The organism is Halomonas ramblicola (assembly GCF_030409215.1).
Lineage (GTDB): Bacteria > Pseudomonadota > Gammaproteobacteria > Pseudomonadales > Halomonadaceae > Halomonas > Halomonas ramblicola.
Genome location: NZ_JAUFPL010000015.1, coordinates 1 through 11,380, shown reverse-complemented (window position 1 = coordinate 11,380; position 11,380 = coordinate 1). Strand labels below are relative to the sequence as shown.

Below are 11,380 nucleotides of genomic sequence, written 5' to 3'. Positions count from 1 at the left end.
CGCCACGGGAAAGCCCGTGGCGGCCGTCCTGCGTGGGGGCTCAGTGCTGCAGGTGCAGCCCGCACTCCCGCTTCTCCTCCACCTTGGTGGGATCGAAGTAGTCGAACTCGTTGGGCAGGTCGTGTTCCTGCAGGTAGCGGTAGAGGTCCCGAGCGGTCCAGTGGAGCAGCGGGGCCACCTTGAGCAGGCCGTTGGCGTTGCGGCTCGCCGGCGCCATGCGCGCTCGTTCCGGGGTGTCCTCGGCGCGCAGGGCGGTGAACCAGACGTCCGGGGCCATCTCGCGCAGGGCTCGCTCGAAGGGCTCGATCTTCACCTCCTGGGTGAAGGCCGCGTGGCGCGGGTCGTCGATGCCGGGGAAGGGACCTTCCAGGGCCTCGCGATGCGCCCGGGAGCGCTTCGGCAGATAGGTGATCAGGTTGAGGTCGAGCCGCTTCACCAGGTCGTCGGCGAAGCGGTAGGTGGCCTCGGTATTGTAGCCACTGTCCATCCAGACCACGGGGATGTCCGGCCGCTGGCGGCTCACCATGTGCAGGATGACCGCCTCGAAGGGGCGGAAGTTGGTGGTGCAGATCGGTCGGCTGCCCTGGTCGAGGGCCCAGCGAATCAGGGCCTCGGGATCCTGACCGAGGTCGCGGTTGATGATGTCGAGTGGCTGTGACATGGGGCAACTCCTGGGGGTCTGCGTGTCTGGGGCTACCCTAGCGGAGCCGCGGAGCCTCTGCCCAATACCGTTTTCTTGGATATCTATGCATCAAATGGAATAAGCGCACTTCCTCTTATTCCATGTCCTTCGTTTCATCGGCCAGGGCCGCCATCAGGTGGCGGATCTTGTCCAGGGTTTCCTGGTACTCCGCCTCGCCTTCGGAGTCGGCCACCAGGCCGCCGCCGCCCCACAGGTGCAGGTGGCCGGCATCGGCCACGGCGCTGCGGATGGCGATGGAGGTGTCCATCCGGCCGCGCCGGTCCACGTAGCCGAGGCTGCCGCAGTAGGCGCTGCGTGCCGAGGGCTCCAGTTCGTCGATGATCTGCATGGCCCGCACCTTGGGGGCGCCGGTGATCGAGCCGCCGGGGAAGGCCGCCGCCAGCAGGTCGAGCGGGGTGCGGTCGGGCGTCAGTTCGCCGGTGATCACGCTGACCAGGTGGTGCACGTTGGCGTAGCTCTCCAGGCCGCAGAGCTGCGGCACCCGCACGCTGCCCGGCCGACACACCCGGCCCAGGTCGTTGCGCAGCAGGTCGACGATCATCACGTTCTCGGCGCGGTCCTTGAGGCTGGCGGCGAGCTCCTCGGCCAGGCGGCGATCCGCCTCGGGGGTGTCGCCCCGTGGGCGGGTGCCCTTGATGGGGCGGGTCTCCACGCGCCCCTGACGACACTCGACGAAGCGCTCCGGCGACAGCGAGAGGATCGCCTGCTCCCCCCGTTCCGTGGCCCAGGCCAGGTAGCCGGCGAAGGGGGTGGGGGTGGCCCGGCGCAGGCGCCGGTAGGCCGCCCAGAGGTCGCCCTCGAAGGGCGCGCTGAAGCGCTGGGCGAGGTTGATCTGGTAGCAGTCGCCGGCGCGTATGTAGCGCTGTACGGCGTCGAAGCGGGCCAGGTAGGCGTCCCGTTCCAGCTCGGCGGCGAAGGGCGCGGTGAGCCGGAAGGGGGCCTCCGGGGCGGGGGCCTGGCCCAGCCAGCCGAGTGCCTGGCGGCGTCGCTCGGGCGTGGCCACCAGCCAGGCCTCGCGGCGCGCGTGGTCGACGATCAGCGCCCAGTCGTAGAGGCCGACGCGGCTGGCGGGCAGGCTCACGGCGGGGCGCGCGCGGTCGCCCACCGGCTCCAGGTGGCGGCCGAGGTCGTAGCTCCAGTAGCCGATCAGCCCGCCGAGGAAGGGCAGGTCGCTGTCGGTCAGGGGCTCCGGCAGGCGCTCCAGCAGCGCCTGCTGGGCGGCGAAGGGCGACAGGCCGGCCAGTTCGGGCGCGCCGGAGACGCCGCTCCGGGCATCGACCTCCAGCACCGCCAGGGGGTCGCTGGAGAGGATGTCGTAGCGTCCGCCGGGGGCCACGGGCCGGCCGCTGTCCAGCAGCACGGCGCCCGGGCGGCGCCGCAGCCGGGCGAAGTCGTCCAGGGGGTCGTCGCGATAGGGCAGGGGGGTGATCTGGAGTCTTGCAGTCATCGGGGCGCCTGTGTTGTCAGGCGCCCCATTCTAGGCGCCGTGCGCCGGCTTGTCCTCGCCCGATGGCCGGGCGGGCCTCAACGCTTGACGAGGCATGGTCGACATTGGCTCGCCAGGTGGGTAGGTTGTCTACAACCAAAGGCGAACGAACCCGGCGATGGTGGGTTATTGACCCGTATCACGGCAGTCGCTACTCTTCCTTCACTCCTTAATTGTCGACAATGACCATGAAGCCAGTCGCAGCCGAACCATCCAGCCCCGAGGTCCGCACCCTCGCCGAGCGAGTCTTCCAGCAGTTGCAGGATGCCATCGTCCGCGGCGAGCTGGCACCGGGCAGCAAGATCACCGAGCCGGGGCTCTCGCGCACCTACGGGATCTCCCGGGGGCCGCTGCGCGAGGCGATGCGCCGCCTCGAGGCGCATCGCCTGATCGAGCGGGTGCCCCATGTGGGGGCCCGGGTCGTCAAGCTCTCCATCAAGGAGTTGCTCGAGCTGTTCGACGTGCGCGAGGCCTTGGAGAGCATGGCTGCGCGGCTCGCCGCCCAGCACATGAACGCCGAGGAGATCGCCGGCCTGCGCGAGGTGCTGGCGGTGCACGAGCGCCAGAGCGACCTCAAGCGCGGCGAGGCCTACTACCAGCGCGAGGGCGACCTCGACTTCCACTACCGCATCGTCCAGGGCAGTCACAACAAGATGCTGATGGGCATGCTGTGTGACGACCTCTACTACCTGGTGCGGCTCTATCGTACCCAGTTCAGTGCCAGCGGCACCCGGCCCCAGCGCGCCTTCGTCGAGCACCACCGCATCGTCGACGCCATCGAGGCCGGCGACGCCGAGCTCGCCGAACTGTTGATGCGGCGCCACGTCAGCGCCTCGCGCGACAATGTCGTCGACCGCTACGCCGCCGTCCTCGAGGAGGAGGCCGAGGCGACCCCCTGAGCGTCCGGCTGCCGAACATCACAAGGAGACATCCATGACCCAGCAGACTCCCGGCGCGCGCTTCCGCGCCGCCCTGGAAGCCAACCGCCCGCTGCCCATCGTCGGCACCATCAACGCCTACACCGCGATGATGGCCGAGCGCGTGGGCCACCAGGCCATCTACCTGTCCGGTGGCGGCGTCGCCAACGCCTCCTTCGGCCTGCCGGACCTGGGCATGACCACCATGAACGACGTGGTCGAGGACGCCCATCGCATCTGCGGCGCCACCGAGCTGCCGCTGCTGGTGGACATCGATACCGGCTGGGGCGGGGCCTTCAACATCGCCCGCACCGTCAAGGAGATGCAGCGCGCCGGCGTGGCCGCCGTGCACCTCGAGGACCAGGTGGCCCAGAAGCGCTGCGGGCATCGCCCCAACAAGGCGATCGTCTCCCAGGCCGAGATGGTCGACCGCGTCAAGGCCGCCGCCGATGCGCGCCTCGATCCGGACTTCATCCTGATCGCCCGCACCGATGCCTTCCAGAAGGAGGGGCTCGACGCCGCCATCGAGCGCGCCAACGCCTGCATCGCGGCCGGTGCCGACGCCATCTTCGCCGAGGCGGTGCACACCCTCGACGACTACCGGGCCTTCTGCGAACGGGTGAATGCCCCGATCCTGGCCAACATCACCGAATTCGGCGCCACGCCGCTGTTCACCCAGCAGGAACTCGGCGAGGTGGGCTGCCGCATGGTGCTCTATCCGCTGTCGGCCTTCCGCGCCATGAACGCCGCGGCGCTCAAGGTCTACCGCAGCATCCTGGAGAACGGCCACCAGCAGGACGTGGTCGACATCATGCAGACCCGCGAGGAGCTCTACGACTTCCTCGACTACCACGCCTTCGAGCGCAAGCTCGACGCCCTCTTCGCGGAGAAGGGCGACGACGCCTGATTCCGGTACGACGATACCAACGACAACGACACGCCAGAGAGGAAACACGTCATGACAGACAAACCCGTCAGCAGCACCGGCCTGCGTGGCCAGAGCGCCGGCAGCACGGCCCTGTGCACCGTGGGCAAGAGCGGCGCCGGCCTGACCTATCGCGGCTTCGACATCGCCGAGCTGGCCGAGAAGGCGCACTTTGAGGAGGTCGCCTACCTGCTGCTCAAGGGCAAGTTGCCCAACCGGGCCGAGCTCGATGCCTACATCACCAAGCTCAAGGGCCTGCGCGGCCTGCCGGCAGCGCTCAAGGCCGTGCTCGAGCAGATCCCCAGGGATGCCCATCCCATGGACGTGATGCGCACCGGCGCCTCCATGCTCGGCAACCTGGAGACCGAGGAGAGCTTCGAGGCGCAGCAGGACGTTTCCGACCGCCTGCTCGCCGTGCTGCCGTCGATCATCTGTTACTGGTACCGCTACAGCCACGACGGCGTGCGCATCGACACCGAGACCGACGACGAGTCCGTGGGCGGCCACTTCCTGCACATGCTGCGCGGCGAACCGGCCTCCGAGCTGCACGCCCGGGTGATGAGCGTCTCGCTGATCCTCTATGCCGAGCACGAGTTCAACGCCTCGACCTTCACCGCGCGGGTCTGCGCCTCCACGCTCTCCGACATGCACTCCTGTGTGACCGGCGCCATCGGCTCGCTGCGCGGCCCCCTGCACGGCGGGGCCAACGAGGCGGCCATGGCGATGATCGAGAACTGGACCTCGCCGGAGGAGGCCGAGCGCGAGATCCTCGGCATGCTCGAGCGCAAGGAAAAGATCATGGGCTTCGGGCACGCCATCTACCGCGAGTCCGACCCGCGCAACGCCATCATCAAGCAGTGGTCGAAGCGGCTCGCCGAGGACGTGGGCGACAACGTGCTCTACCCGGTCTCAGAGCGCGTCGAGGCGGTGATGTGGCGCGAGAAGAAGCTGTTCAGCAACGCCGACTTCTTCCACGCCAGCGCCTACCACTTCATGGACATCCCCACCAAGCTGTTCACGCCGATCTTCGTCTGTTCGCGGGTGACCGGCTGGTGCGCGCACGTCTTCGAGCAGCGCGAGAACAACCGCATCATCCGCCCCAGCGCCGACTACGTCGGTCCGGAGCACAGCGAGTGGGTGCCGCTCGAGCAGCGCGACTGACCCACCCGGACGGCGGTCCCGCGGGGTCGCCGCCCTCGATGCTCGTGCCCCGATCCCACCTGGAAGACGCCCGACGCCATGAATACCGACTATCGCAAACCGCTTCCCGGCACCGTGCTGGACTACTTCGACGTGCGTGAGGCCGTCGAGGCGATCCGACCCGGTGCCTATGCCACCCTTCCCTACACCTCCCGGGTGCTGGCCGAGCAGCTGGTGCGCCGCTGTGACCCCACGCTGCTCACTGATGCACTCGAGCAACTGATCGAGCGCCGGCGCGACCTGGACTTCCCCTGGTATCCGGCCCGGGTGGTGTGCCACGACATCCTCGGCCAGACCGCGCTGGTCGACCTGGCTGGCCTGCGTGACGCCATCGCCGAGAAGGGCGGCGACCCCGCCAAGGTCAACCCGGTGGTGCCGACCCAGTTGATCGTCGACCACTCCCTGGCCGTGGAGCATGCCGGCTTCGAGAAGGACGCCTTCGAGAAGAACCGTGCCATCGAGGATCGCCGCAACGACGACCGCTTCCACTTCATCGACTGGACCAAGACGGCCTTCGAGAACGTCGACGTCATCCCGCCGGGCAACGGCATCATGCACCAGATCAACCTGGAGAAGATGTCGCCGGTGGTGCAGGTGCGCCCGGACGAGCACGGCAGGCGCGTGGCCTTCCCGGATACCTGCGTGGGTACCGACAGCCACACGCCCATGGTCGACGCCCTGGGGGTGATCTCGGTGGGGGTGGGCGGCCTCGAGGCCGAGAGCGTGATGCTGGGCCGCGCCTCCATGATGCGCCTGCCCGACATCGTCGGCGTGGAGCTGACGGGCAAGTTGCAACCGGGCATCACCGGCACCGACCTGGTGCTGGCGATCACCGAGTTCCTGCGCCGCGAACGCGTGGTGGGGGCCTACCTGGAGTTCTACGGCGAGGGTGCCGAGGCGCTGACCGTGGGCGACCGGGCCACCATCTCCAACATGACGCCGGAGTACGGGGCGACCGCGGCGATGTTCTACATCGACGACCAGACCCTCGACTACCTGAGGCTCACCGGGCGCGACGACGACCAGGTGGCGCTGGTGGAGCGTTATGCCAAGCAGGTCGGCCTGTGGGCCGATAGCCTGAAGGGCGCCGAGTACGAGCGGGTGCTGCGCTTCGACCTGTCGAGCGTCGAGCGGACCCTGGCCGGGCCCTCCAACCCCCATGCCCACCTGCCCACGTCGGAACTGGCCAGGCGCGGCATCGCCGTGGACCTGGACAAGGCCCGGGCCGAGGAGCGACAGGGCAGGATGCCCGATGGCGCGGTGATCATCGCCGCCATCACCAGCTGCACCAACACCTCCAATCCGCGCAACATGGTGGCCGCGGGACTGATCGCCCGCAACGCCAATCGGCTGGGCCTGACCCGCAAGCCCTGGGTGAAGAGTTCGCTGGCGCCGGGCTCCAAGACGGTGAAGATGTACCTGGAGGAGGCCGAGCTGCTGCCCGAACTGGAGGATCTCGGCTTCGGCGTGGTGGCCTATGCCTGTACCACCTGCAATGGCATGTCCGGTGCCCTGGAGCCGAGGATCCAGCAGGAGATCGTCGACCGCGACCTCTATTCGGTGGCCGTGCTCTCGGGGAACCGCAACTTCGACGGCCGCATCCACCCGCATGCCAAGCAGGCCTTCCTGGCTTCGCCGCCGCTGGTGGTGGCCTACGCCATCGCCGGCACCATTCGCTTCGACATCGAGAAGGACGTGCTGGGCCATGACCCGGACGGCAAGCCGGTGACGCTGATGGATATCTGGCCCGCCGACGAGGAGATCGACGCCATCGTCCGGCAGGCGGTGAAGCCCGAGCAGTTCCGCGACACCTATATCCCGATGTTCGACCTGGACAAGAGCGCGCGTGCCCGGGTCGATCCACTCTACGCGTGGCGCCCCCGGAGCACCTACATCCGTCGCCCGCCCTACTGGGAGGGCAACATGGCCGCCGAGCGCGGGCTCAAGGGCATGCGCCCGCTGGCGATCCTGCCGGACAACATCACCACCGACCACCTGTCGCCGTCCAATGCCATCCTGCCGGACAGCGCGGCGGGCGAGTACCTGGCGAAGATGGGCCTGCCGGAGGAGGACTTCAACTCCTACGCCACCCACCGCGGCGACCACCTCACCGCCCAACGGGCGACGCTCGCCAACCCCAAGCTGTTCAACGAGATGGTGCGCGACGAGACGGGCGAGGTGATCCAGGGCTCGCTGGCGCGCCTCGAGCCGGAGGGCCGGGTGGTGCGCATGTGGGAGGCGATCGAGACCTACATGGAGCGCAAGCAGCCGCTGATCATCATCGCCGGCGCCGACTACGGCCAGGGCTCGTCCCGCGACTGGGCGGCCAAGGGCGTGGCCCTGGCGGGCGTGGAGGCGATCGTCGCCGAGGGCTTCGAGCGCATCCACCGCACCAACCTGATCGGCATGGGGGTGATGCCGCTGCAGTTCGAGGCCGGTACCACCCGCCGGACCCTGGGACTGGACGGCACCGAGACCTACGACGTGGAGGGCAAGCCGGCGCCGGGTGCCACCCTCGACCTGGTGATCCATCGCCGTGACGGCGGCAGCGAGCGGCTGCCGGTGACCTGTCGCCTGGATACCGCCGAGGAGGTCTCCATCTACTCCGCCGGCGGCGTGCTGCAGCGCTTCGCCCAGGACTTCCTCGAGGCCGCGGAGGTGGCGGGAGCATGAACCAGATCCGCATTCCGGCGACCTACATGCGCGGGGGGACCAGTAAGGGGGTCTTCTTCCGGCTCGACGACCTGCCCGAGGCCGCGCGGGTGCCGGGCAAGGCCCGCGATCGCCTGCTGCTGCGGGTGATCGGCAGCCCCGACCCCTACCAGAAGCAGATCGACGGCATGGGCGGGGCCACGTCGAGCACCAGCAAGGCGGTGATCCTGTCGAAGAGTGCCTCGCCGGAACACGACGTCGACTACCTGTTCGGTCAGGTGGCCATCGACGCGCCCTTCGTCGACTGGAGCGGCAACTGCGGCAACCTCTCGGCGGCGGTGGGGCCCTTCGCCATCGCCAGCGGCCTGGTGGACCCGGCGCGCCTCCCCGACGACGGCGTCGCCGAGGTGCGCATCTGGCAGGCCAATATCGGCAAGACCATCATCGGCCGGGTGGCCATGGTCGACGGCCGGGTCCAGGAGACCGGCGACTTCGAACTCGACGGCGTGACCTTCCCGGCGGCCGAGGTGCCGGTGGCCTTCGTCGACCCGGCGGACGGCGAGGGCTCCATCTTCCCCACCGGCAATCGGGTGGACGACCTGGAGGTGCCGGGCATCGGGGTCCTCCCGGCGACGATGATTAACGCCGGCATTCCCACCATCTTCGTCAACGCCGCCGATCTTGGCTACTCCGGCACCGAGCTGCAGGAGGCCATCAACGGCGATGCCGAGGCACTCGAGAGGTTCGAGACCCTCCGTGCCCATGGGGCGCTGAAGATGGGGCTGATCCGGGAGCTCGGCGAGGCCGCCGGCCGCCAGCACACCCCCAAGGTGGCCTTCGTGGCGTCGCCGGCCGGCTATACCGCCTCCAGTGGCAAGGCGGTCGCGGCCGAGGAGATCGATTTGCTGGTGCGGGCGCTCTCCATGGGCAAGCTGCACCACGCCATGATGGGCACCGCGGCGGTGGCCATAGCCTCGGCGGCGGCGATCGAGGGCACCCTGGTCAACCTGGCCGCCGGCGGCGGCCAGCGCAGCGCCGTCACCTTCGGCCACCCTTCCGGCACCCTGCGGGTCGGCGCCGAGGCCAGCCGGGTGCACGGGCGCTGGGTGATCGACCAGGCGATCATGAGCCGCAGCGCCCGGGTGCTGATGGAAGGCTGGGTGCGCGTGCCCGCCGACAGCTTCTGATTCGCTGCAGCGGTCGTAGCGCACCCCGGGTCGCCTGGCCCGGGGTGCGCGTGTTTTTCCTATAGTGAAGGGAGCCGCGGAACGCCCGGGGCCGTCCTGCGAGAGGAGGAAGACGCCATGAGTGCCACCGTGGAAGCCAATGTGCGGCCGGACTACGATCCCGAGCTGCAGAGAATCGCCGACTATGTGCTCGACTACCGCATCGACAGCGAGGAAGCCTGGCGGACCGCGCGGCACTGCCTGATGGATACCCTGGGCTGTGGCCTGCTGGCACTGCGCTTCCCCGAATGCACCAAGCACCTGGGACCGCTGGTGGAGGGCACGCTGGTGCCCCACGGGGCCCGGGTGCCGGGCACCTCCTTCCGCCTGGATCCGGTCAAGGCGGCCTGGGACATCGGCGCCATCGTGCGCTGGCTGGACTACAACGATACCTGGCTGGCCGCGGAGTGGGGGCATCCCTCCGATAACCTGGGGGCCATCCTGGCCCTCGCCGACCACCTCGCCCAGCAGCGGGTGGCCCAGGGCGAGGCGCCGCTGGTCATGCGCGACGTGCTCGAGGCCATGATCATGGCCCACGAGATCCAGGGCGTGCTGGCGCTGGACAACTCCTTCAATCGGGTCGGCCTCGACCATGTGGTGCTGGTCAAGGTGGCCTCCACCGCGGTGGCGGCGAAACTGATGGACGCCGACCGCGAGCAGTTGCTCTCGGCGCTGTCCCACGCCTGGGTGGACGGCCAGAGCCTGCGCACCTATCGCCATGCCCCCAACGCCGGTTCGCGCAAGAGCTGGGCGGCGGGGGATGCGACGTCCCGGGCGGTGCGCCTGGCCGACATCGCCCTGCGCGGCGAGATGGGCATCCCCGGTGCACTCAGCGCGCCTCAGTGGGGCTTCTACGATGTGCTCTTTGCGAAGACCAACAAGGACCAGCAGCTCAAGCCCGAGAGCGAGCGGCGCTTCACCTTTCAGCGCGAGTTGGGCAGCTACGTGATGGAGAACATCCTCTTCAAGCTCTCCTTCCCGGCGGAGTTCCACGCCCAGACCGCCTGTGAGGCGGCGGTGACCCTGCATCCCCAGGTGAAGGAGCGCCTCGCGGAGATCGATCGCATCGTCATCACCACCCATGAGTCGGCGATTCGCATCATCTCCAAGGCCGGCTCGCTGGCCAATCCCGCCGACCGCGACCACTGCCTGCAATACATGACCGCGGTGCCGCTGATCCACGGCGAACTCGCCGCCGAACACTATGAGGACGACTTCCACGCGGCCAATCCGCTGATCGACGAGCTGCGCGACCGGATGGAGGTGGTCGAGGAGCCGCGCTATACCCGCGACTACCTGGACCCGGACAAGCGCTCCATCGCCAATGCCGTGCAGGTGTTCTTCCGCGATGGCTCCGCGACCGACAGGGTCGAGGTGGAGTACCCCATCGGCCATCGCCGGCGTCGCGAGGAGGGCATCCCGGTGCTGGAGGAGAAGTTCCGGCGTCACCTGGCCACGCGTTTCCCGGCCGCGCGCAGCGAGCGGATCCTGGCGCTGTGCCGTGACCAGCAGCGCCTGGAGGCCACGCCGGTGCACCGCTTCATGGATCAGTTCATGATCTGACGGCGCCACGCGTGCGGCGGGGTCGAAACGGCCTTGGTAGGTGGGCGCAGGATGGTCTAGATTTATTTTTACGGGAGGGGTTGCGCCTTTCGTCGAATGTCCGTAAAGTACGCATCCGCTGCCGGCGACGGGTCACGTTGCCAGCGGTGGAGAGTGGCGGAAGCGCTTGTTCTGTCTGAGGTTTTTCGGAAGGTATCGAAAGGGCTCGGTTGACAGGCGCGGCGGATTCGGTAGAATGCGCGCCACTCGATCGGCGGTCGCCCAGGTGGCGATACCGGTCAACCGGGAGGGTGTCGGGCCAGGCCCATCACGCTCCGGCGATCGCCAGATCGCAGTTGACAGTCGGCGCCGATCACGTAGAATACGCCTTCCTCGCAGGGCGCCGGCGAGGTCGCTTCGGCGGCACGACGGCCAGCGAGACGCTCTTTAACAATCGATCAGGTAATTCATGTGGGCGCTTGTCGATGGGTCGGTGATCACGTCACACGAACCATCAAGGCAAGCGACTCGTCAAAGGCTTTCGGGTCTTTTTGAGAACGTTTGAACCTTGAGCCAAGTTTGGTCCGCTTCTTGTTGCTTTTCGGAGCGACGGGGTAAGGACTATATGATCTTAAACTGAAGAGTTTGATCATGGCTCAGATTGAACGCTGGCGGCAGGCCTAACACATGCAAGTCGAGCGGAAACGACGGGAGCTTGCTCCCGGGCGT

General features: G+C 68.3%; 8 protein-coding genes and 1 rRNA gene. 7 read left to right on the top strand and 2 right to left on the bottom strand.

Annotated features, from left to right (window positions below; all coding sequences use genetic code 11):
* Positions 1-40: 40 nt before the first annotated feature.
* Complete coding sequence (locus QWY80_RS02690) at positions 41-661, bottom strand: phosphoadenosine phosphosulfate reductase domain-containing protein (protein WP_290229136.1); 621 nt, start codon at positions 659-661, stop codon at positions 41-43.
* Positions 662-776: 115 nt separating this feature from the next.
* Positions 777-2,150: an aminodeoxychorismate synthase component I gene (gene pabB / locus QWY80_RS02685; protein WP_290229135.1), complete on the bottom strand. Its 1,374-nt coding sequence runs from the start codon at positions 2,148-2,150 to the stop codon at positions 777-779.
* A gap of 227 nt (positions 2,151-2,377) precedes the next feature.
* Here pabB and QWY80_RS02680 point away from each other — a divergent pair, with 227 nt between their 5' ends.
* From QWY80_RS02680 to QWY80_RS02650, 7 genes are all read left to right on the top strand, one after another.
* Positions 2,378-3,088 (top strand): GntR family transcriptional regulator, encoded by a 711-nt coding sequence (locus tag QWY80_RS02680; RefSeq protein ID WP_290229134.1) that lies wholly within the window; start codon positions 2,378-2,380, stop codon positions 3,086-3,088.
* A gap of 34 nt (positions 3,089-3,122) precedes the next feature.
* Positions 3,123-4,013 carry a methylisocitrate lyase gene (gene prpB, locus QWY80_RS02675; RefSeq protein WP_290229133.1) on the top strand — a complete coding sequence of 297 codons (891 nt, stop codon included), beginning with the start codon at positions 3,123-3,125 and terminating at the stop codon, positions 4,011-4,013.
* 51 nt (positions 4,014-4,064) lie between these two features.
* Positions 4,065-5,192 carry a bifunctional 2-methylcitrate synthase/citrate synthase gene (prpC, locus tag QWY80_RS02670; protein ID WP_290229132.1) on the top strand — a complete coding sequence of 376 codons (1,128 nt, stop codon included), beginning with the start codon at positions 4,065-4,067 and terminating at the stop codon, positions 5,190-5,192.
* A 78-nt stretch (positions 5,193-5,270) separates the two neighbouring features.
* The gene (gene acnD / locus QWY80_RS02665; RefSeq protein ID WP_290229131.1) at positions 5,271-7,904 is read left to right on the top strand and encodes a Fe/S-dependent 2-methylisocitrate dehydratase AcnD; all 2,634 of its coding nucleotides are present in this window, start codon (positions 5,271-5,273) and stop codon (positions 7,902-7,904) included.
* Positions 7,901-9,070: a 2-methylaconitate cis-trans isomerase PrpF gene (prpF, locus tag QWY80_RS02660; protein WP_290229130.1), complete on the top strand. Its 1,170-nt coding sequence runs from the start codon at positions 7,901-7,903 to the stop codon at positions 9,068-9,070. The genes acnD and prpF overlap by 4 nt, the downstream gene beginning before the upstream one ends.
* A gap of 117 nt (positions 9,071-9,187) precedes the next feature.
* Positions 9,188-10,672, top strand: a complete 1,485-nt coding sequence (locus QWY80_RS02655) for a bifunctional 2-methylcitrate dehydratase/aconitate hydratase (protein ID WP_290229129.1) — start codon at positions 9,188-9,190, stop codon at positions 10,670-10,672.
* Positions 10,673-11,284: 612 nt separating this feature from the next.
* A 16S ribosomal RNA gene (locus tag QWY80_RS02650) occupies positions 11,285-11,380 on the top strand; the annotation flags it as partial.